Here is a 21,196-nt window from a genome sequence, read left to right as displayed (position 1 = left end):
CGTAGCGTCCAGGGCGCGGTATCGGTAACTTCTCGCCCTGTGAATCAACGACCTCAGCCGACGGCGTCCGCCCCGCTGCCCGCCGCGCTCCCCGTCACCGACCGCACCCGCCACCGCCGTCTGCGCGAGAAGGGCAGCCTGGTCCGCGCCGACCTGGAGGCGGTGCTCGACGCGGGCTTCGTCTGCCACCTCGGCGTGGTCGTCGACGGTCACCCGATGGTCGTGCCCACCGTCTACGGCCGGGACGACACCCAACTCTTCCTGCACGGCTCCGTCGCCAGCCGCAGCCTGGCCGCCGACCCCGAGGCGCCGGTCTGCGTCACCGTCACCCACGTCGACGGACTCGTCCTCGCCCGCTCGGTCTTCGAGCACGGCGTCAGCTACCGCAGCGCGATGATCCACGGCGTCCCCCGCGTGGTGACCGACCCGGAGGAGAAACTGCGCGGCCTGCGCCTGCTCACCGAGCACGCGACGCCGGGGCAGTGGGACTACGCCCGCCGCCCCAGCCGCAAGGAACTCGCCGCGACGACCCTGCTCGCGCTCTCCCTGGCCGAGGCCTCGGTCAAGGTCTCGGCGGGACCGCCGGACGACGGCGAGGGACCGGACGCCGCACTCGGCGTCTGGGCCGGCAACCTCCCGCTGACCGCCACCTGGGGCGCGCCCGTGCCGGACCCGCTGCTGCCCCCGGACATCGCGCCGCCCCCGCACATCGCGGGGCGCGCCGGGACCCGGCAGGGGTGAGGGCCCCGGCAGCCCCGGCCGCGCGGGCCGGGCCGGTGCCCGGCCCCTTGTCCCGGTCCGGGCCATCTGCTTGACTCCGCCCGCCGAACGATCGCCGTACCACCTCCGTACGATCCGCGCACACGCCCGCCCGAACGCCACGCACGTCGCCGCCGGTGGAGGCCGCCATGGAGATCACCCGTAGACGCCTGTTGTCCGCCCTGTCGGCCGCCGGTCTCCTGGCGGTGCTTCCCGTGGGCCGCGCGGACGCGGCGACGGCCGCGGCGGACCGCGCCCGGCTGCTCGCCAACACCGTGGCCGTCTTCGCGGGCACCGAGGAGTCCAACGCCCGCCCGGAGACCGCCGCGAAGCTCGCCGCCGTCGACAAGGCGGCGCGGGCAGGGCTGAAGGCGATGGACGACGCGGGCCCGGGCGAGCTCTTCGCCGGTCTGGCGCTCGGCACCGACGAGGCCAACCTGAACACCGCCTACCGCAGGCTGTACGAGATCGCCCTCGCCACCCGCACCCCCGCGACCTCCTCCGACCTGTACGGCGACACGGCCGTGCAGCGCCGCGTGATCGACGGCCTGGTGTGGCTGCACGAGCGGTACTACGGCGACCAGTCCAAGGGCTACTACGGCAACTGGTTCCACTGGGAGATCGGGATACCCCAGCACATCAGCCGGACCCTCGTCCTGCTGCTCGACGAACTCGGCACCTACCGGCCCGAGTTGATCCGCACCTACGTCGCCTCCATGGACGCCTACCTGCGCAACGGCACCGACGGCGACGTGAACCTCGACTCGCGCTTCCACACCGGCGCCAACCTCGCCGACATCACCACCAACCGCATCCTTCAGGGCGCCGTCCTGGGCGAGGCGGGCGAGGCCCGGATCCGCAAGGCCCTCACCGACCAGCTGACGGTCTTCGTCACCATCGACCCGTACCACCTCAACCACGGTGTGACGGACGGCTATTACGCGGACGGCTCCTTCATCCAGCACGCCTCCGTCGCGTATACGGGCTCGTACGGCAAGGGCCTGCTGACCCGCGTCGTGCAGACCCTGAAGATCCTCGACGGCACCGGCTTCGCACACGGCCGGGAGCTGGTGCCGACCGTGCACGGCTGGGTGCGCGACGGATTCGCCCCGCTCATCTTCGAGGGCTGGATGATGGAGATCGTCAAGGGCCGGGCGGTGTCGCGCACGGACTCCGGCTACACGGACGTTGCGGTGGTCGTCGAGGCCGTCGTCGACCTCTCCTCGCTCGCGACGGGCGCCGACGCCACCGCGCTGAAGGGGTACGTCAAGCACATCAGGGCCACCTCGCGCGCCGCCCTCGACCCGGCCCGCTTCGTCTCCCCGGTCAGCGTCGTGCGCTACGCCGACATCGTCGCCGACCCTTCGGTGCCGGCCGCCGACCTCAACCCCGCCGCGCGCAGCGTCGCGTTCAACGCCATGGACAAGACGGTGCACCGCAGACCCGGCTACGCCTTCGCGCTGGCGCGCAGCTCGGACCGGATCAGCAAGTACGAGTACATGAGCGGCGAGAACCTCATGCCGTGGTTCCAGGGCGACGGCGCGCACTACCTCTATCTCGCGGGCCAGGACCAGACCCAGGCGTACGGCGTCGACTACTACACCACCGTCCCGCCGTACGGTCTCGCCGGCGTCACCGCGCCCGTCGAACAGCGCCGCACCGTACCGGAGTCGTACGGCAAGCCGTACTACGACAACCCCGGCCACCCGCTCAACTTCACGCCGTCGTCGGAGTCCCAGAACACGTACGTGTACTTCCCGCGCGGCACGAACCGGCATTCCGGCGGCGCCGTCCTCGGGGCGTACGGCGCGGTGGCCGCGGTGCAGTCCAGTGACGCGGCGTACCGCGACCGGGCCCTGCTGCCCGACGACTTCGTGGTGTACCGGAACGCGACGTCGACGAAGTCGTGGTTCCTGCTCGACGACGAGATCGTGGTGCTCGCCGCGGACGTCGGCGACGAGGCGGGGCGGGCCGTCACCACGACCGTCGACGCCCGCACCGCGGCCCCCGGGGACCGCACCTCGCTCACCGGCGCGCGCCGCGACGGCCGCCCCTGGACCGGCCCCGGCACCGCCGACCTGCGCTGGCTGCGCTACGCCAATGCCACGCAGGGCACCTCGGTGGGCTATGTCTTCCTCGACACCCCGAAGGTGCGGGTCACCCAGGAGCCGGTCACCCGCAGCCGCCGGGTCGTGCGCACCGCCAACCCGGACACCGCCGTGACCCGTTCGGTGCTCGGCGTCACGATCGACGGGGCCGCGGGGGCCCGGCCGGGCCGGTTCGCCTACGCGCTGGTGCCGAACGCCGGCGAGGACCAGCTGCGCGCCCACCGCCATGGGCCGCTGAAGGTCCTCGCCAACTCCCGCCGCCTGCAGGCCGTGACCCACACGGGCCTCGGCCTGACGGCGGCCAACACCTTCACCGCGGGCGCGCACGAGACGGCGGGCCTGCGCGTGGCAGGGCCCGCCTCCGTGCTCGTGCGGCGCGCCGGGGCGACCACGTCCGTCGCGGTGTCCGACCCGACCATGGACCGGGACACCGTCACGGTGCTGCTCCGCGGGCGCGCCCTGCGCACGGTCACCGCGGACCCGGAGGTCCGGGTGAGCCGAACCCCCGGCGGCACCCGTGTCGAGGTGAACACCCGCCACGCCTACGGCAGGAGCTTCACGGTCACGCTGCGGGGGTGAGCGCCGTGCGGGCAGGGCTCAGGATTCCTCGACGGTGATGGCCTGCACCGGGCACGCCCGGACCGCCTCGCCCACCATGGGGTCGCCGCCGCCGTCCGCACGGCCCGGCAGCACCTCGCTGATGCCGTCGTCGTCCTGGGTGAAGACGTTCGGCGCGGTGAGCGCGCACATGCCCGCTCCCACGCACAGGTCCTGATCGACGTGTATCGCTGTGATCGTCATGGTCAACTCTTACCAGGTGACCGGGAGTTCGAGCATCCCCTGCACGGTGTCCCCGGGTTTGAAGGGGATCTCCTGCGCGGGCACCGCCAGGCGCAGCCCCGGCAGCCGGGCGAACAGGGACGTCATGGCGATGTCCAGCTCGGCCCGCGCGAGGTTCTGGCCCAGGCACTGGTGGACGCCGAAGCCGAAGGCGAGGTGGTGGCGGTTCGCGCGGTGCCAGTCCAGCTCCTCCGGCTCCTCGTACGCCGTGCCGTCGCGGTTGATGAGGGACGTGGCGAAGATGATGCCGTCGTCGGCGCGGATGGTGCTGCCCTCGACCTCGATGTCGGCCCGTGCCACCCGCATCATCCCGTCCGCGATGGACAGGAAGCGCAGCAGTTCCTCGACGGCGGCGGGCATCAGGGGCGGTCCGCCGTCCGGTCCCGCCGCGGGGTCCGCCAGTGCGGCGCGCAGCTCGGCGAGGTGTTCGGGGTGCTGCAGGAGGGTGAACGTCCCGAGGGAGATCATGTTGGCCGTGGTCTCGTGGCCCGCGATCAGCAGGATCGTGGCCAGGCTGACCAGCTCCTTGCGGTCCACCGCGCCCGTCGCGAGCTGCTGGTGGATCAGCTCGTCGAGCAGCCCTTCGCCCGGCTCGCGCTCCTTTCGGGCGATCAACTCGTAGAAGTAGGAGTCGAGTTCGTCGCGTGCCGCCTGTGACGACTCGGCGGTGCCGCGCAGCATCCGCCGCGACTTCTCCTCGAAGAACTCGTGGTCGGCGTAGGGCACCCCGAGCAGGGCGCAGATCACCATGGAGGGGACGGGCAGCGCGAAGGCGCTCACCAGCTCGGCGGGCGGCCCCTGTTCGACCATGGCGTCCAGGAGCCGGTCGACGGTCTCCTGGATCCTCGGGCGCAGGGCCGCGATGCGCTTGACCGAGAAGCTGGGGATCAGCATCCGGCGCTGGGTGTTGTGCCGGGGGTCGTCGACGCCGATCAGGGCGACGTTCTTGTCACGGGCCCGTGCGAGCCGGTCGGTCGTGGAGGGGAAGCCGTCCTTGGCCCGGTCGGAGGAGAGCCGTGGGTCGGCGAGCAGCGTGCGGGCGGTGGTCTGCCCGGAGACCAGCCACACGGAGCGGCCGTCGAACAGCTTGACGCGGGACAGCGGCCGTTCTTCGCGCAGTGGCGCGTAGCCGGTCGGCGGGTGGTAGGGGCACGTCCGGTCCTGGGGGAAGGCGATGGGCTCCGTCGGCTGCATGGGCTCGGCCGCCTTCGTTGACTCCGTCATGGGTGTACCTCGCAAAGTGCAGTTCTTCCCTTGCCTGACCCCATTGGATGCCTAGGGCATCTAATTCGTCCACGACAAGACCGGCCAGATCGTCCACCGCGCGGATCTGTCCGGAATCACTCCCTCCACGCAACCTGCCTGCGTCTATGGCCCCTTGACCGCGTGTGGTAGCACTGCGGTCATGAAGGACAGGCCCGCACCGCGCTCCGGCTACCACCACGGCTCGCTCCCCGAGACGCTCGTCGCCGTGGCCCTGGAACTGCTCGACGAGGGCGGCCAGGGCGGGGTGACCGTGCGCGAGGTCGCGCGCCGCGCGGGGGTGTCGCCGGGGGCGCCCTTCCGTCACTTCGCCGACCGGCAGGCGCTCCTCGCGGCCGTCGCGGAGCGGATTCTGGCCGACTACGAGCAGTGGCAACTGGCCACCGTCGAGCGGGCGGAGGGCTCCGCGATGCGCGCCTTCGGGCTGGGCTTCGTGCGGTACGCGATCCGCCATCCGCACCGCTTCGATCTGGTCAGGCCCTGGGTGTTCGGCCCGCGCAGACCGCCCGGTCTGGACGCGCGCCTGGCCGCCATCGAGGAGGCCTTCACCGGGCTCATCGTCGCCGACCAGCGCGCGGGCGAGCTGCGGGCGGGGGATCCCGCCGTCGTCGGGCTCGCCGGCCAGGCGCTGGTCTACGGCCTCTCCCAGATGATCGTCGACGGATATCTGCCCCCGGAGCGGGCCGAGCGCCTGGCGGAGCAGGTCCTCGACACCTTCGGCATCGGGGTCGTCAACTCCGCCCGCCACCAGGGGCATTGACCCGCACCCGACCCCTTGACCCCCTGAATGGCGCACTGATGTAATCGCCGATTACATCAGCCGGGCGCGCCGCGGGAACGCCGACGCGTCACCACACGGGGGGCCGCATGTTCGCCAGACCGACACGGGGTTACACCACGGCGGCCGCGGAGGGGGACGTCGCCGTCCTGCTCATCGGCATGCGCGTCAACCACTTCTGGGCGGCCCACCACTGGGGCCCCGTGATGTTCGCGATGCTCCGCATGCTCCGTGACCTGCGCAAGGACCCGGGGCGCGGCCTGCTCGGCCACGTCCTGCTGACCGCGTCGCCGCGCACGTACTACGTGGTCCAGTACTGGGAGTCCAAGGAGCGGCTCTACGCCTATGCCCAGGCGCCCGACGCCTTCCACCACAAGGTCTGGGGCATCGCCAACCGCAAGGTGCGCGCCGGGAGGACCCGCGGCCACGTCGGCCTATGGCACGAGACGTACATCGCCCCCGAGGGCTCGTACGAGTCGATCTACTTCGACATGCCGCCCTTCGGGCTCGCGGGCGCCACCGGCGTCCTGCCCGTCGAGCGCCGGGGCCGCCGCGCCGCGGACCGCCTCGCCCACCGCTCCACCACGCCGACGGGGGCCTGAGCCGCGGGCCGTGCGAGGATCCGGGAGAACCCCGCGCGGTCACTGTGGAGGATGACGATGTTCGCGATACCCCTGGGCGACGGAGCCGAGCTCGGCCCGCTGGAGCCCTGGCAGGCCGAGGAGTTCCTCGCCCACATGGACCGCGGACGCGACTACATCGGCCGGTTCGTCGGCCTCCCCGACCTCACCGCCGACCTCGACGCCGCCCGCGCCTGGCTCGGGGTGTACGCCCGCAAGGCCGCCGCCGACACCGGCCGGCTGTACGGCATCCGGCTCGACGGCCGTCTCGTCGGCGGCGTCCTCCTGCGGGTCTTCGACACGGAGAGCGGAACCTGCGAGGCGGGCTGCTGGCTGGAACCGTCGGCCGCCGGGCGCGGCCTGGTCACCCGCGCCGTGCGCGTCGTCCTCGACTGGGCCGTCGAGGAGCGCGGCATGCACCGCGTGGAGTGGCTGGTGGCCTCGGAGAACACGCCCAGCATCAACGTGGCCGTGCGGCTCGGCATGAGCCGCGAGGGCGTCCGGCGCGAGGAGGACCCCTACCGGGGCGTGCGCCAGGACACCGAGGTCTGGGCGGTCCTCGCCCCCGAATGGCGTGCCGCCCGTGCGAAGGAGGCGGGCCGATGACGGACGGCACCGCGGGCGGCCCGGGCGACGAGGCCTACGCGAACCCGCGGCTCGCCGCGCTCTACGACCCACTCGACCCCGACCGGAGCGATCTCGACGCGTATCTCGCCATGGCGGAGGAGTTCGGCGCGCGCAGCGTGCTGGACATCGGCTGCGGGACCGGGGTGTTCGCGCTGCTGCTCGCCGGGCGCGGCATCGACGTCGTCGGCGTCGACCCGGCGCGGGCGTCCGTGGACGTGGCCCGCGCGAAGCCCGGCGGCGAACGGGTGCGCTGGCTGTGCGGCGACGCGACGGCGCTGCCGCCGCTGCGGGTCGACCTCGCGACCATGACGGCCAACGTCGCCCAGGCCGTCGCGGACCCAAAGGCGTGGCACGGCACCCTGCGGGGCGCCCGCGCGGCGCTGCGGCCGGGCGGGCGCCTGGTCTTCGAGACCCGGGACCCCGCGCGGCGCGCCTGGCACGAGTGGAACCGCGCCGCCACGCACGGCGTCACGGAGGTGCCCGGCGTCGGCGCGGTCGAGAGCTGGTGCGAGGTGACCGGGGTCGAGGGACCCCTGGTGTCGTTCCGCTGGACCTATGTCTTCGCCGCCGACGGCCAGGTGCTGACCTCGGACTCCACGCTCCGCTTCCGCGAGCGCGCGGAGGTCGAGGCCGACCTGGTCGCGCACGGGTACGTGGTGGAGGACGTCCGCGACGCGCCCGACCGGCCGGGCCGGGAGTTCGTGTTCGTGGCACGGCGCCCGCACCGGCCGGGGGCCTGAGGCAGGGCCACCCGCCCCCGGCGGCGCGTGGGGCGACCCTGCCTTCCCTCAGTCCGTGAGCCGCTCCAGGATGCGGTCCATGCCGCTGTTCCAGTTCTCCTCCAGCGCCGCGGCCGCCGCCTCCAGGTCTCCGCGCTGAAGACACAGCGCGATGCGCTCGTGCTCCTCGGCCGAGCGCTCCAGGACGTCCTGGTCGCCGAGCGCGACCCGTTCGTACCGGTGCATCGTGACCTTCAGGGACGTGATCAGCTGCATCAGGCGGCCGTTGGCGCAGCCCGACAGGAGCAGGTCGTGCCAGGCGTCGTCGTAGCGCTCTATCACGTCGTGGGGGGCCTGCGGGGCGGCGAAGGCCCGTGCCTCCGCGAGCAGCCGCGGGGCGATCCCTGCGAGGTGGGCGGGGTCGCTGGAGCGCAGCGCCAGCGTCTCCAGCGTGGCGACGATCGCCGTCAGGTCGCGGAACTCCTGGGCGCTCAGCGGGGTGAAGCGGAAGCCCTTGCCGCGCTCGCTGGTGATGACGCCCTCGCGCTCCAGCGTGATCAGTGCCTCGCGCAACGGCGTGCGGCTGACGCCGAGTTCGGCCGCCAGCTGCACTTCGTTGATCGTCTGGTCCGTCGCGATCGTGCTGGTGCCGAGGCGCCTGAGCAGTTCCTCCTTCACCTGCTCACGCAGCGGTCGGTTCTCGATTGGCATGTGCGGCGGCCCTCCCCTTCGGTTGCTCGATTATCCGCTGCCCGCTGGTCAGGCGGTACCGGCGCCGTCGACGGGGATGATCGCTCCGCTGATGAACGCGGATGCGTCGGATGCCAGGAACGCCACCGTCCGGGCGATGTCGCGGGGTTGTCCGATCCGCCCGAGCGGCCGGTCGGCCGCGTCCTCGTAGAACGCCTCCGCCCGTTCGCCCAGCTGCCGGGCCTCCTCCGCCAGCATGCCGGTGGCGGTGTCGCCGGGGCACACGCAGTTGACGCGGATGTTGTCAGGACCGTGGTCGATCGCCATGGCCCGGGTCATGTTGACCACCGCGCCCTTGGACGCGCAGTACGACACCGCACGGGCACCGCCCGAAATGCCCCAGCCCGAACCGGTGTTGACGATCGAGCCGCCGCCCTGCCCCGCCATGCCGGGGATGACCAGGCGGCTCATCAGCAGGATGGAGCGTACGTTCACCGCCATCACCAGGTCCCAGTCGTCCTCGGTGATCTCGCACACCGTGGAACGGCGGATGACGCCCGCGTTGTTGAACAGGATGTCCACGCCGCCGAGCCGGTCGTGCGCGGCGGCGACCACGGCCTCGCAGTCCGCGCGCCGCGACACGTCGCACCGCACGAACGTGCCCGAGGTGTCCTTCGCCGTCCGCTCGCCGCCGTCCGTGTCGATGTCGGCGATCACGACGCGGGCGCCCAGCTCGGCGAGGACCTGGGCCGTGGCGCGGCCGATGCCGGCACCGGCGCCGGTGACGATGGCGCGCTTGCCGTCGAGAGAGATCATCGTGGGCTCCTTTGCTCCTTGGTGTGTGACGGGGGCGGCGGCAGGGGTCAGCCGGACGCCGGATAGAGGGAGACGCGCCGGTGGCCGGTGAGGACGGGCAGGTATCCGGTCAACTCGGCGTCCAGGGCGGCGTCCGTGGTGTCCAGGAGCAGCGGACGGCCGCCGAGCGCGGCCAGCTTGTGCTCCGGGCACAGCACGAGCAGCCGCGCGCGGCCACCGGCGGCGCGGAGCACGCGCGGCGAGATCTGCTGGTTGCCCCGGCCGAGCAGGAAGCCCTGCCCGCCGATGGGGGAGAGCGCGATCCAGCAGGGCCCGCGCCCGATCCGCGCAAGGAGCTCCGCCTCGGCGGCCTCGCGCGCCATGACCTCGGCGCGCCCCTCGCGCAGGGCGAGCACGTCGACCCCGGCGAGCGAGGCGTCGGCGCCCAGCGCCCGTGCCACGGCGCGGGTGGTGCTCCCGGGGCCGAGCACGAGCAGCCCCTCGCCGACGCGGGCCGCGAGCTCCGTCGCGATGCCGCCCGAGGCCTCGGCGGTGGCGGCCGTGCTGCCGGTCTTGCGCTGCTGGACCCGGGCGGGCACGTCGGGCACGGAGAGCCAGCCGAACAGCCGCGAGGCCACGCGTCCCGCGATCAGCGCGGACTCGTCGCGGTCCATGACCTCGGCGTCCCGCAGCCGCACGCCGCCCCTGCCGTCCAGCCAGGCCGCCGCGACCTCGCCCGCCGCGCGCGGCCCGACCGCGAAGACGGCCGAGTGCATCTTGACGCCGGTCGGGACGCCGAGCACGGGACAGCGGGCCCCGCCGAGGGCACCGAGCACGTCGCGGGCGGTGCCGTCGCCGCCGGCGAAGAGGAGCAGGTCGATCCCGGAGGCGACGAGCGCGCGGACGGCGGTGGTGGTGTCGGCGGGGGTGGTCGGGACGGCGGTGGCCGGGCCGGGGGCCGCCGCGTGCCCGGCGCGGGTGGCGGTCGCCGCGTCCTGGCCGGTGGCGGCGGTGGTACGGATGGCGGTCGCCGCGCCCCCCGGCGCGGGCCGCTCCACCGCCCGCCGCGCCGCGACCCCCGCCACCGGAGGCCCCACGACCTCCACCGCGAGCCCCGCCGCCCGTACCGCGTCCGCCCCCATCGGCCCCGGCGCGGTCACGACCACGGGGGCGGCACCGGTGCGCAGGGCACGCAGCGCCTCCGCCGCGCGGGCGCCCGCCTGTGGCCGCGCCCCCAACTCAAGCGCCCGCAGCGCGCGTTCGGGCCCGTCCGTGCCGCCGAGGCCGACCCGGCCGCCGAGCCCGGCGACCGGGTTGACCACGAGGCCGACGCGGGGCCGCGTCACGGGGCCCCGCCGGGGACCGTGGACTCGCCGAGGATCTTCCGGCGGTAGGCCCGCCACGACACCGCCCAGGTCTTCGGGTCGTCCAGCGTCTCCGGGCGCACCCGGTGGACGGTGGAGCGGTGCGGCGCCGTGCGGACCGTCTCCGGGTCCTCGTACGCCTCGCGCGCGACCTCCGCGAGGATCGCCGCGTACTCGTCGAGGTCGGCCCGGCTGTAGGACTCGGTCGGCTCCAGGGTCATCGGCTCGGGCACCACGTACGGGTGGTGGCTGGTCCAGTAGTGGGTGCCGAAGTCGGCGGCGCGCAGGCCGATGTCCTCGGAGTGCACGCCGGTGTCCTCGTACAGCTTCTGCCAGCTGTACCGGACCTGTTCGACGCGCGGCCTGCCCTCGGCGTAGGGCACGGAGACCCCCGGTATCCGGCGGACCTTGTGGAGCAGGTAGTTGTTGTTGAGGACCGCCGTCTCGGCCGCGGCCCGCAGGCCCTCCGCGCCGAGCGACCGGATCCAGGCGTAGGCGCGCACCAGGTTCGGGACGACCCCGTGGAACGGCCGCATCTTGCCGACCGAGCGGGGCCGGTCGTGGTCCAGGAAGAGCCGCTCGCCGTCCGGTTCGACCGTGGGATACGGCAGGTACGGCGCGAGCTCCTCCGTGACCGCGCAGGCGCCCGCCGCCGGACCCCCGCACGCGTGCGGCGTCGAGAACGTCTTGTGCAGATTGAAGTGGCACAGGTCGAAGCCCGCGTCCCGGGCGCGGGTGATGCCGAGGATGCCGTTCGCGTTGGCCTGGTCGTACGCGCACAGGCCGCCCGCCGCGTGCACGATCCGCACGAACTCCTCGATGCGGGGGTTGTAGATGCCGGTGTCCTCCGGGTTGGTGATCAGCAGCGCGGCGGTGCGCGGTCCCACCGCGGCCTTGAGGGCCCCGATGTCGGGACAGCCGTCCGCGTCCGGGTGGAGCGTGATCACCTTGAACCCCGCGGTCTTGGCGCAGGCCGCGTTCGACGGGTGCGAGAAGAGCGTCGTGATGATCTCGTCGCGCTGCTCCAGCTCGCCGCGGTCCGCGAAGTAGGCGCGGATCATGGCGACGTTGGTGTAGATCGCGGCGGATCCCGCGGCGGGCTGGAGCGAGACCCGGTCCATGCCGGAGATCTCCGCGAGCAGGCGTTCCAGCTCGTGCAGGACGCGCAGCACGCCCTGGACGGTGTCCGCGTCCTGGAGCGGGTGGAGGTCGGCGACGCGCGGGTCGCGCACGAACCGGTCGTTGACCTTCGGGCTGTACTTCATCGTGCAGGTGCCCTGCCCGACGTCGATGTTCAGGTCGGCGCCCAGGTTCTCCTGCGAGAGCCTCAAGTAGTGCCGCAGGACCTGCTGCTGGGACAGCTCGGGCAGTGCGGGCGGGGTGGCGCGGCGCAGCGCCGCCGGGATCTCCGGTGCCGCGATCGACGGGTCGGGGGCGGGCACCAGGACGCCCCGCTCGCCGGGACCGCCCAGTTCGAAGACGAGCTTCTCGTCCCAGGAGGCCTGCCGGAACCGGCGCAGCGGCGGCTTCGGTGCGATCCGCGCGTCCTCGGCGGTCACCGACCCGGGCGCGTGCACGTGATGGTCCGTCACTTGACGATCTCCTCCAGGGTCGTGGCGAGCCGGTCGATGTCCGCCTTGGTGTGGACTTCCGTGACGCAGAAGGTGGCCTCGCGCGCCTCGTCGGACGCGTCGGCGCGGGCGCCGTCCGGCAGGCCGATGCCGGTCGGTACGCCGCCGAAGATGCCGTACTCCTTGAGGCGGGCGCGGACCTCGGCGGCCGTGCGGGAGCCCGAATAGCGGACGGTGAAGTCGGCGAAGTGCAGTCCGTCGCCGAACGGCACCTCCAGGCCGGGTACCTGGGCGAGGCGCCGACGGGCGTACGCGGTGAGCGCGAGGATCGTCTCCCCGATCTCGCGCATGCCCTGGGGTCCCATGAGGGCCAGGTACACCCCGGCGCCGATCCCGTGCAGCGCGGCCGCGGTGCCGACCCACTCCTTGCCCTCCTCGCGCCGCGCGAAGGAGGTCCGCTCGTACGCGACGTCGCCGAATCCGTACTCGCCCTCGACCTCGGTCGGCACCAGGCCGAACAGCCGGGACGGGAACTCGGCGACGAGGTGCGGCTCGTCGCGGGTGGCGATGAACCCGGCGTTGCCGCCGCCGAAGCTCTGGTGGATGCCGAGGGGCTGGATGTCCCCGCACGCGATGTCCGCGCCGTACGCGGACGGGGGAGCGAGCGCGCCGAGGGTGAGCGGATTGCAGCCGACCACGTACAACGCGCCTGCGGAGTGGGCGAGTTCGGCGAGTCCGGGAAGGTGCTCGTCGACGAGGCCGAGCGCCGAGGGGGACTCGGCGTAGAGGGCCGCCGCGTCGCCCGCGGCCAGCGCCTCGCGCACCGCGGCGAGGTCCGCGCCGCCGGTCTCCCGGTCCACGGGGACGACCGTCACCTCGTGGTCGGGGCGCACGTAGTCCCGTATCCGCGAGAGCTTGTCCGCGTCGAGCGCCGTCGCCACGACGAGACGGCGGCGGCCGGTGATCCTGCCCGCCATGCGCAGCGCGGTGCCGGCGGCCTGGAACCCGTCGTACACGGGGACGTTGACGACGTCCACGTCCAGCAGCTCGGCCATCATCGACTGGTACTCCCACAGGGCCTGGAAGCGCCCGTGGTCCTCGTACGGCTCGCCCGCGTACGCGGTGAGGAACTCGGAGCGGTCCACGACCTCGTCGACCACCGCGGGGACGTGGTGCCGGTAGCAGCCCGAGCCGAGGAAGCTCAGGGCCTGGTGGGTGCCGGTGTTGCGGGAGAGCAACTCGTCCATGTGGCGGACGAGTTCGGCCTCCGAGCGGAGCGGGGCCGGCAGGTCCAGGGGGCGGTGGAGGCGTATCGCCTCGGGGATGTCGGCGTAGAACTCCTCGACGCTCGACGCGCCGATCTCGTCGAGCATCGCCTGTCGGACGGCGGGCACCGCGTTCGGGATGTACGGGTGGGTCATGCCGCACCTTTCGCGTGCGCTGGAAGCGGGGAGCTGACGGCAGGGGGCTGAAAGCAGGAGGGCTGAAGGCAGAAGGCGGGAGGGAGGGGCGGCGGGGAGGCGGCGCGGGGCCGAGGAGTTCGAGCGACTTGTGCGCAGGGCTCTTGACGGCGGGTCCTGTCATTCAGTGTTCTGAATACAGAATTAGGCATTCAGTCCTCAGGAGGCAAGAGTGTCAACAAGACCACCCCGGCGGCGCGTTGTGGCCGCGGGACTCGCCGCCTCGGCATCCGCGCTGCTCGGCTCCTGCGCCATGGGCGGCGCGGGCGGGGCCGGCGGCGCCCCGCGCGAACTGGGCGGCGACGACGAGGACGGCCCCGGCGGGAAACGGGCCGCGCGGCTCACCGGCAAGATCACCGTCTGGTCCTGGGACGTGGCCGCCACCGCGATGAAACGGCTCCGGCGCCCCTTCGAGCGGCGCCACCCGGGCGTCACCGTCGACGTGGTCGACATCGGCTACGACAACGCCTACGACAAGATCACCGTGGGCCTGCGCGGCGGCACCGGACTCCCCGACGTCCTCACCGTCGAGGGCAGCTACCTGCCCCGCTACACCGCCAACTTCCCCACCGGGTTCTACGACGTGTCCCCGCTCGGCGCCCGCTACGGCGGCGACTTCGACCGCGCCGCCTGGCGCACCGTCACCGGCGGCCCCGGCCGCGAGAAGGTCTTCGGACTGCCGTGGGACATCGGTCCCTGCGCCCTGTACCACCGCACCGACCAGCTGCGCGCCGCCGGAGTGGACGCCGGCTCCCTGCGCACGTGGGGCGATTACGTCCGCGCCGGCGTCCGCATCAAGAAGGCCACCGGGCGCAAGCTGCTCGTCCACGACCCGACCGGCGCCGGGATCTTCCCCATGCTGCTCCAGCAGCAGGGCCAGTCGGCCTTCCTCGGCGGCCGCATCGCCCTGGAGACCCCGGCCGCCGTCCGGGCCCTGACCCTGCTGAAGCGCCTGGCCGACGCCGGACTCGTCGCCTACGAGAAGAACTGGGACGGCCTGGTCACCGCAACCAAGGAGGGCAAGGTCGCCACCGCCCCCAACGCCGCCTGGTGGACGGGCACCCTCACCGGTGAGATGCCGGAGCTGAGGGACAGGTTCGGCGTGGTGCCGCTGCCCGGCTTCACGGCCGACGGGGTGCGCACCTCGAACATCGGCGGCTCCACCCTCTGCATCCCGGCACAGGCCGAGAACCCGGACGCCGCCTGGGAGTTCATGCGCTTCCTGCTCACCAGCAAGCGCAACCAGGCCGCGATGCTCCGCCGCGAGGGGCTGTTCCCCGCCTATCTGCCCGCGCTCGACGACCCGTATCTGCACGAGCGGCAGGAGTACTTCGGCGGCCGGCGCGTCAACGCCGTGTTCGCCCGCCTCGCGCGGCACATCCCGCCCGTCGAGTACACCAAGGACGACGCCAAGCAGAAGGACGTCGTCATCTCCGCCGTCAACGGCGTGATGCTGCGCGGCGAGGACCCGCGCGCCGCCCTAGCCTCGGCCGCCGAGCGGCTCGCCGAGGCGACCGGCCGGAAGCGGGTGGCGTGAGCCGTGGTCGCCCTGGACTCCGCGAAGACCCCCGTCACGCCCGCCCGCGGGACCGGCACCGCACCCCGCCCCCGCCGCCGCCCCCGGCTGTCCGGCTGGCTGTTCGCCGGCCCCGCCGCCGCCCTGTTCGCCCTCTTCTTCGCCTATCCGCTCGGCGCGAGCCTGCTCCAGTCGTTCACCACCGAGGACGCCGGATCCGTGCGCTGGGTCGGCCTCGACCAGTACCGTCGGCTCCTGCACGACCCGGCGTTCGCCCAGTCGCTGCTCAACACCGGACTCGTCCTGCTCGTGCAGGTCCCGCTGATGATCGCCCTCGCGCTGGTCCTCGCCGCCCTCCTCAACCAGTCGTGGCTGCGCTTCCGCGGCACCTGGCGTGCCGTGCACTTCCTGCCCGCGGTCACCACGCTCGTCGCGTACGCCGTGGTCTTCCAGGTCCTGCTCAAGACCGACAACGGCCTGGTCAACCAGGCCCTCGGCGCCCTCGGCATGAGCCCGATCGACTGGCTCAACGACCCGACCTGGGCGCGCGTCTCCCTCATCCTGACCCTCACCTGGCGCTGGACCGGCTACAACGCCGTCATCCTGCTCGCCGGACTCCAGGCCATCGGCAGGGACCAGTACGAGGCCGCCGCCCTCGACGGCGCCTCCACCTTCACCACGTACACGCGCGTGATCCTGCCGCAGCTGCGGCCCGTCGTCCTGTTCTGCGTCGTCACCTCCACCATCGGCACCCTCCAGCTCTTCGACGAGAACTACGTCCTGACCCGGGGCGGCCCCGACGACGCCACCCTCACCCCCGTCGTCCACCTCTACCGCGTCGGCTTCCAGCAGTTCGACTTCGGCTACGCCGCCGCCATCGCCTGGGTGGTCGTCGCGCTCATCGCCGCGATCTCCGCGCTCCAGTACGTCGCCTTCGGAAGGGAGCGCCGCCGATGAGCAGCACCCCGGCCGCCACCACGGGCACCGGGCGGCCGGCCGCCGTCCCGCGGCCCCCGGGCAACGCCGTCGTCCGCGGCGCCGGACGGCTCGCCGCCCGCACCGTGCTCGCGCTGGGCGCCGTCGCCGGTCTCGTGCCGTTCCTGTGGATGGCGGTCGCCGCCACCCACTCCTCCGCCGACCTGTTCCGCTCGCCGCCGCCGTTCCTGCCCGGCGGACGGCTCCTGGACAACCTCGCCCGGCTCCAGGACACCATCGGCTTCGGCCGGGTCCTGCTCAACAGCTTCGGCATCGCCGTCGTGCAGACCGCGCTCAGCTCCCTCGTCTCCGCGATGTGCGGCTACGCCCTGGCCAAGCACCGCTTCCGGGGCCGGGGCCTGGTGCTCGCCGCCGTGCTCGCGACGATGATGATCCCCTTCCAGGTGCTGCTCGTCCCGCTCTTCCAGATGATGGCGAGCATCGGCTGGATCGACTCCTACCAGGCCGTGATCCTGCCGTTCCTGGCCAACTCCTTCGGCATCCTCCTGATGCGCCAGGGCTTCGTCGGCTTCCCCGACGAGCTCATCGAGTCGGCCCGCATCGACGGCTGCGGCGAGCTGCGCATCTTCTACCGCGTCGTGCTGCCGTGCGTGCGCCCGCAGCTCGGCGCGCTGGTGATCTTCACGTTCATGGCGGCCTGGAACAGCTTCATCTGGCCGCTGCTCATGCTCAACAGCGAGGACAAATACACCGTGCCCGTCGCCCTGAACACCCTCACCGGACTCTCCCGCGTCGACTACTCCGGCCTGATGCTCGGCTCCCTGCTCGCGACGCTCCCGCTGCTCGCGCTGTTCCTGCTGTTCCAGCGGCAGTTCGTGGCGGGCCTGCTCGGCGGGGCGGTGAAAGAATGAGCGACGGTGAAGGAACATTCGAACTCACGCGCGTGCCCGGCCTGTTGTACGGCGGTGACTACAACCCCGAGCAGTGGCCCGAGGAGACCTGGGCCGAGGACGCCGCCCTGATGCGGGAGGCCGGGGTCACCATGGTCACCGTCGGCGTCTTCTCCTGGGCCCGGCTCCAACCGGGCCCCGAGATCTGGGACTTCGACTGGCTCGACCGGCTCCTGGACCTGCTGCACGCCCACGGCATCGCCGTCGACCTCGCCACCGCGACCGCGTCCCCGCCCGCCTGGCTGGTGCGCGCCCACCCCGAGATCCTGCCCGTCACCGCCGACGGCGTCCGCCTCGAATTCGGCTCGCGCCAGCACTACTGCCCCTCGTCCCCGCACTACCGGCAGGCCGCCCTGCGCCTGACCCGCGCACTCGCCGAGCGCTACACGGACCACCCCGCGCTCGCCCTGTGGCACATCCACAACGAATACGGCGACCACGTCACCGCCTGCTACTGTCCCCGCTCGGCGACGCACTTCCGCGCCTGGCTGCGCGAGCGGTACGGCACCGTCGACGCCCTCAACCACGCCTGGGGGACGGCCTTCTGGTCCCAGCGCTACGGCACGTACGACGAGATAGAACCCCCGCGCACCGCCCCGGGGCCCGTCAACCCGACCCAGCTGCTCGACTGGCGCCGCTTCTGCTCCGACGCCCTGCTCGCCCTGCACCGCGCCGAGCGCGACGTCCTCGCCGAGGTGAGCCCCGGCACCCCCGCCACCACCAACTTCATGTCGATGCTCAAGGACCTCGACTACTGGCGCTGGGCCGAGCACGAGGACCTCGTCTCCGACGACGCCTACCCCGACCCCGCCGACCCGCGCGCCCACGTCACCGCCTCCCTGAACTACGACCTGATGCGCTCGCTCAAGCAGGGCAGACCCTGGCTCCTGATGGAACAGGCCCCCTCCGCGGTCAGCTGGCGGCCCGTCAACGTCCCCAAGAAGCCGGGCCTCCAGCGTCTGTGGTCGCTCCAGGCAGTGGCGCGGGGCGCCGACGGGATCATGTACTTCCAGTGGCGCGCCTCACGGGCCGGCGCCGAGAAGTACCACAGCGCCCTGCTCCCGCACCGCGGCACCGCCTCGCGCGGCTGGCGCGAGACCGTCCGCTTCGGCGCCGAACTGGGCAGGATCGCCGAGGTCGCGGGCAGCCGCGTCACCGCGTCCGTGGCCGTCGTCCTGGACTGGGAGTCCTGGTGGGCCCTGGAGTCCGACGACCACCCCTCCGCCCGCATGCGCTGGCCCGACCTGCTGCGCCCCTGGTACGCGGCGCTGCACGCGCGCGGCATCACCGTCGACTTCGTGCCGCCCCACGCCGACCCGACCGGCCGCCGCGTCGTCCTCGCGCCCTGCCTGCACCTGCTGCGCACCGAGGACGCACGGCGGCTCGCCGCGTACGTGCGCGACGGCGGTCACCTGGTCGTCGGGCCGTTCAGCGGTGTCGTCGACGAGCACGACCACATCCACGACGGGGGAGCGCCGGGCCCGCTGCGGGACGTGCTCGGCCTGTCCGTGGACGAGTTCTGGCCGGTGCCCGACGGCCAGGAGGTGCCCCTCGCCTCCGGCGGCCGGGCCGAGGTGTGGTCCGAGTGGATCGAACCGCACGGCGCCGAGACCCTCGACACGTATGCCGAAGGCCCGCTCGCCGGGCGGCCCGCGGTCACCCGCCACGCGTACGGCGCGGGCGTCGCCCGGTACGTCGGCTGCCATCTGCCCGGCCACCTCGCGGACGTCCTCGGCCCGGCGCTCGCGGAGGCGGGCGTCACGCCGTGCGCGCGGGTCCCCGACGGCGTCGAGGCCACCGTCCGCACCGGCCCCGACGCCTCCTATCTGTTCCTCCTCAACCACACGGACCGCCCCGTCGACGTCACGGCCGACGGCACGGACCTGCTCACCGGAGACCCGGTGCGCGGATCCGTGCGGCTCGCGCCGCTGGGCGCGGCCGTGGTCCGCACCCCCGACCCCCAGGGAGAAAGCCCCTCGTGACCAGACCCCGCACCCCCGCGCCGACGTCACCCCGCGCCGCGCTCCTCGCGGCCCTGCTGCTCGCGGGCAGCGCGGCCCTCGCGGCCCCACCCGCGGGCGCCACCGCGCGACCCGACCGCACGACCCCCTCCACCGCGTACGCCGACGTCCTCGACCTGCACGGCACACCGACCGCCGCCCTGCCCGGCGACGCCGACGGCAACAACCCCGTCAACGTCTTCGCCGACCGGGGCGCCTGGCACGCGTACGCCCTGCCCGAGCCCGGCGACCGCGCCGCGTACGGCGGATTCAGCGGCCCCCTCTACATCGCCCAGGAATATCCCTGGTGGCTGAGCGGGTCCTTCACCCGCATCCGGCTCACCGAGCACGGCCGCCCCCTCGACCTCGCCGCGGGCGGCGCGCCCCGCACGGCTTCCCTGCCCGGCCGGCTCGTCCAGTCCTACGACCTCGGCCGCGGCCTGCGCCTCACGCTGACGCTGCGGTTCGCGACCGACCGCAGCGCCTTCGTGCGCGCCGAGGTCCGCAACACCGGCGGGACCCGGCGCACCCTGGGCGCCGACTGGACGGGCAGCCTGCTGCGGCCCGAGAAGGCGCCGATGCGGGACGCGCCCTCACTGGCCGCGACCGCCACAGGTGTCGGTGTCGACTTCGCGAAGGTCCGCGAGACCTGGGACTACCTCACGGACGGCACCGAGCACTTCGAGGTCACCCACGCCGACCCCGTCCGCACCACGGTCGACGGCGACTCCTACCGCACCGCGACCACGGCGCCCGTCTCCCTCGCGCCCGGCGCCACGCACCGCTTCGACTGGACCGAGTCGTACACCTTCACCGCCGCCGAGCGCGCCCGCGAGACCCGGCGGGTCCGCGACGTCCTGGCCCGCCCGCACGCGTACGCCACGAAGGCCGACGCCCGCTGGCGCGGCTACGTCGCCGGCGTGACGCGCGGCGTGCCCGCCGACCGCCGCCGCACCGCCGTGAAGTCCCTGGCGACCTTGGTCACCAACTGGCGTTCGGCCGCCGGGCAGTTGAAGCACGACGGCATCACGCCGTCCATCTCGTACAAATGGTTCACCGGCGGGCTGTGGTCCTGGGACACCTGGAAGCAGGCCGTGGGCACCGCGCGCTTCGACCCGGCGCTCGCGCAGTCGCAGATCCGCGCCATGTTCGACTGGCAGATCACCGCGGACTCCCGGACCCGCCCGCAGGACGCGGGCATGATCCCCGACGCCGTCTTCTACAACGACCCCGCCCGCGACGGCGGCAACTGGAACGAGCGCAACTCCAAGCCGCCGCTGGCCGGTTGGTCCGTGTGGGAGGTGTACCGCCAGAGCGGCGACCGGGACTTCCTGCGCGAGATGTACCCGAAGCTCGCCGCCTACCAGGCCTGGTGGTACCGCAACCGCGACCACGACCGCGACGGCCTCGCCGAGTACGGCGCCACCGTCGACCCCGCCAACGACTCCGCCGAGGAGCGCCGCCTGGCCGCCGCCTGGGAGAGCGGCATGGACAACGCGCCCCGCTTCGACGCGGACCTCGGCACCTCCGTCGTCGCCAACCGCGCCGCCGACGGCACCCTGCTCGGCTACTCCCTCACCCAGGAGTCCGTCGACCTCAACGCCTATCTCGCCCAGGACCAGGGCTACTTGGCGCGCATCGCGAAGGCCCTCGGCAAGCACGCCGACGCCGCGCGCTGGCAGCGCAGGGCGGACGCCACCCATGCCGCCGTCCGCGCGACGATGTACGACGCCGGTGACGGCTGGTTCCACGACACCGACCTCGCCACCGGCGCCCGGCTCACGGCCCGGGGCCGCGGCATCGAGGGCGCGGTGCCGCTGTGGACGGGCACCGCGTCCCGGGAACAGGCGCGCGCGGTACGGGCGAAGCTCGTCGACCCGGCCGAGTTCGCGACGACGGTGCCGTTCCCGACCGTCGCCAGGTCCTCGCCGTACTTCGCTGCGACGCGGTACTGGCGCGGCCCGGTCTGGCTCGACCAGGCCCACTTCGCCCTCGGCGGGCTGCGCCGCTACGGCTACGACCACGACGCGGACGCCCTCACCGACCGGCTGCTCGCCCACGCGTCGGGCCTCAAGGGAAGGGCCCCGGTCATGGAGAACTACAACCCCCTGACCGGAGCCCCTCTCAACGCACCGAACTTCAGCTGGTCGGCGGCGCTCCTGCTGCCGCTGCTCGGCCGGCCGTGAGGCGGCCGCCGCCC

General features: G+C 73.3%; 18 protein-coding genes. 11 read left to right on the top strand and 7 right to left on the bottom strand.

Features of this window, described 5'->3' with window-relative positions:
- Nucleotides 1–39: 39 nt before the first annotated feature.
- Complete coding sequence (locus tag AB0L89_RS11285; protein WP_365137967.1) at nucleotides 40–741, top strand: pyridoxamine 5'-phosphate oxidase family protein; 702 nt, start codon at nucleotides 40–42, stop codon at nucleotides 739–741.
- A gap of 167 nt (nucleotides 742–908) precedes the next feature.
- On the top strand, nucleotides 909–3,446 hold the full coding sequence (locus tag AB0L89_RS11280) for a polysaccharide lyase family 8 super-sandwich domain-containing protein (protein WP_365137964.1): 2,538 nt from the start codon (nucleotides 909–911) through the stop codon (nucleotides 3,444–3,446).
- Between the two features lie 18 nt (nucleotides 3,447–3,464).
- Here the strand turns inward: AB0L89_RS11280 and AB0L89_RS11275 are convergent, their stop codons facing one another.
- Nucleotides 3,465–3,668 carry a ferredoxin gene (locus tag AB0L89_RS11275; RefSeq protein ID WP_365137961.1) on the bottom strand — a complete coding sequence of 68 codons (204 nt, stop codon included), beginning with the start codon at nucleotides 3,666–3,668 and terminating at the stop codon, nucleotides 3,465–3,467.
- 9 nt (nucleotides 3,669–3,677) lie between these two features.
- Nucleotides 3,678–4,931, bottom strand: a complete 1,254-nt coding sequence (locus AB0L89_RS11270; protein WP_365137958.1) for a cytochrome P450 — start codon at nucleotides 4,929–4,931, stop codon at nucleotides 3,678–3,680.
- A 181-nt stretch (nucleotides 4,932–5,112) separates the two neighbouring features.
- Between AB0L89_RS11270 and AB0L89_RS11265 the strand changes: the two genes are divergently transcribed.
- From AB0L89_RS11265 to AB0L89_RS11250, 4 genes are all read left to right on the top strand, one after another.
- Entirely contained in the window at nucleotides 5,113–5,730 is a 618-nt protein-coding gene (locus AB0L89_RS11265; RefSeq protein WP_365137955.1) for a TetR/AcrR family transcriptional regulator, read from the top strand.
- Nucleotides 5,731–5,837: 107 nt separating this feature from the next.
- The gene (locus AB0L89_RS11260) at nucleotides 5,838–6,350 is read left to right on the top strand and encodes a DUF4188 domain-containing protein (RefSeq protein ID WP_365137952.1); all 513 of its coding nucleotides are present in this window, start codon (nucleotides 5,838–5,840) and stop codon (nucleotides 6,348–6,350) included.
- 57 nt (nucleotides 6,351–6,407) lie between these two features.
- Nucleotides 6,408–6,974, top strand: a complete 567-nt coding sequence (locus tag AB0L89_RS11255; RefSeq protein ID WP_365137949.1) for a GNAT family protein — start codon at nucleotides 6,408–6,410, stop codon at nucleotides 6,972–6,974.
- Nucleotides 6,971–7,735 carry a class I SAM-dependent methyltransferase gene (locus AB0L89_RS11250; RefSeq protein ID WP_365137946.1) on the top strand — a complete coding sequence of 255 codons (765 nt, stop codon included), beginning with the start codon at nucleotides 6,971–6,973 and terminating at the stop codon, nucleotides 7,733–7,735. Before AB0L89_RS11255 ends, AB0L89_RS11250 begins: the two co-directional genes overlap by 4 nt.
- A gap of 48 nt (nucleotides 7,736–7,783) precedes the next feature.
- On the opposite strand, the gene AB0L89_RS11245 is transcribed toward AB0L89_RS11250, so the two are convergent.
- Genes AB0L89_RS11245 through gcvPA form a run of 5 tightly spaced genes read right to left on the bottom strand, consistent with a single transcriptional unit; the run spans nucleotide 7,784 to nucleotide 13,555 of the window.
- Nucleotides 7,784–8,425: a GntR family transcriptional regulator gene (locus tag AB0L89_RS11245; RefSeq protein ID WP_365137943.1), complete on the bottom strand. Its 642-nt coding sequence runs from the start codon at nucleotides 8,423–8,425 to the stop codon at nucleotides 7,784–7,786.
- A gap of 48 nt (nucleotides 8,426–8,473) precedes the next feature.
- On the bottom strand, nucleotides 8,474–9,220 hold the full coding sequence (locus tag AB0L89_RS11240; protein WP_365137940.1) for an SDR family oxidoreductase: 747 nt from the start codon (nucleotides 9,218–9,220) through the stop codon (nucleotides 8,474–8,476).
- Nucleotides 9,221–9,267: 47 nt separating this feature from the next.
- The gene (locus tag AB0L89_RS11235) at nucleotides 9,268–10,545 is read right to left on the bottom strand and encodes an NAD(+)/NADH kinase (protein ID WP_365137937.1); all 1,278 of its coding nucleotides are present in this window, start codon (nucleotides 10,543–10,545) and stop codon (nucleotides 9,268–9,270) included.
- Nucleotides 10,542–12,155, bottom strand: a complete 1,614-nt coding sequence (gene gcvPB / locus AB0L89_RS11230; protein WP_365137934.1) for an aminomethyl-transferring glycine dehydrogenase subunit GcvPB — start codon at nucleotides 12,153–12,155, stop codon at nucleotides 10,542–10,544. The genes AB0L89_RS11235 and gcvPB overlap by 4 nt, the downstream gene beginning before the upstream one ends.
- Nucleotides 12,152–13,555, bottom strand: a complete 1,404-nt coding sequence (gene gcvPA / locus AB0L89_RS11225; protein ID WP_365137931.1) for an aminomethyl-transferring glycine dehydrogenase subunit GcvPA — start codon at nucleotides 13,553–13,555, stop codon at nucleotides 12,152–12,154. The genes gcvPB and gcvPA overlap by 4 nt, the downstream gene beginning before the upstream one ends.
- A 211-nt stretch (nucleotides 13,556–13,766) precedes the next feature.
- Here gcvPA and AB0L89_RS11220 point away from each other — a divergent pair, with 211 nt between their 5' ends.
- The 5 genes from AB0L89_RS11220 to AB0L89_RS11200 are packed head-to-tail and all read left to right on the top strand — an operon-like array spanning nucleotide 13,767 to nucleotide 21,182.
- The gene (locus tag AB0L89_RS11220; RefSeq protein ID WP_365137928.1) at nucleotides 13,767–15,131 is read left to right on the top strand and encodes a sugar ABC transporter substrate-binding protein; all 1,365 of its coding nucleotides are present in this window, start codon (nucleotides 13,767–13,769) and stop codon (nucleotides 15,129–15,131) included.
- A 3-nt stretch (nucleotides 15,132–15,134) separates the two neighbouring features.
- Nucleotides 15,135–16,067, top strand: a complete 933-nt coding sequence (locus AB0L89_RS11215; protein WP_365137925.1) for a sugar ABC transporter permease — start codon at nucleotides 15,135–15,137, stop codon at nucleotides 16,065–16,067.
- Nucleotides 16,064–16,957 (top strand): carbohydrate ABC transporter permease, encoded by an 894-nt coding sequence (locus AB0L89_RS11210; RefSeq protein WP_365137922.1) that lies wholly within the window; start codon nucleotides 16,064–16,066, stop codon nucleotides 16,955–16,957. Before AB0L89_RS11215 ends, AB0L89_RS11210 begins: the two co-directional genes overlap by 4 nt.
- A complete protein-coding gene (locus AB0L89_RS11205) occupies nucleotides 16,954–18,978 on the top strand; it encodes a beta-galactosidase (protein ID WP_365137919.1) in 2,025 nt (674 codons plus the stop codon). The genes AB0L89_RS11210 and AB0L89_RS11205 overlap by 4 nt, the downstream gene beginning before the upstream one ends.
- Complete coding sequence (locus AB0L89_RS11200; protein WP_365137916.1) at nucleotides 18,975–21,182, top strand: trehalase family glycosidase; 2,208 nt, start codon at nucleotides 18,975–18,977, stop codon at nucleotides 21,180–21,182. The genes AB0L89_RS11205 and AB0L89_RS11200 overlap by 4 nt, the downstream gene beginning before the upstream one ends.
- Nucleotides 21,183–21,196 lie beyond the last annotated feature (14 nt).

This window comes from Streptomyces sp. NPDC052114 (assembly GCF_040680155.1).
Lineage (GTDB): Bacteria > Actinomycetota > Actinomycetes > Streptomycetales > Streptomycetaceae > Streptomyces.
The sequence above is the reverse complement of the archived record's forward strand: the minus strand, read 5'-3'. Positions and strand labels throughout refer to the sequence as shown.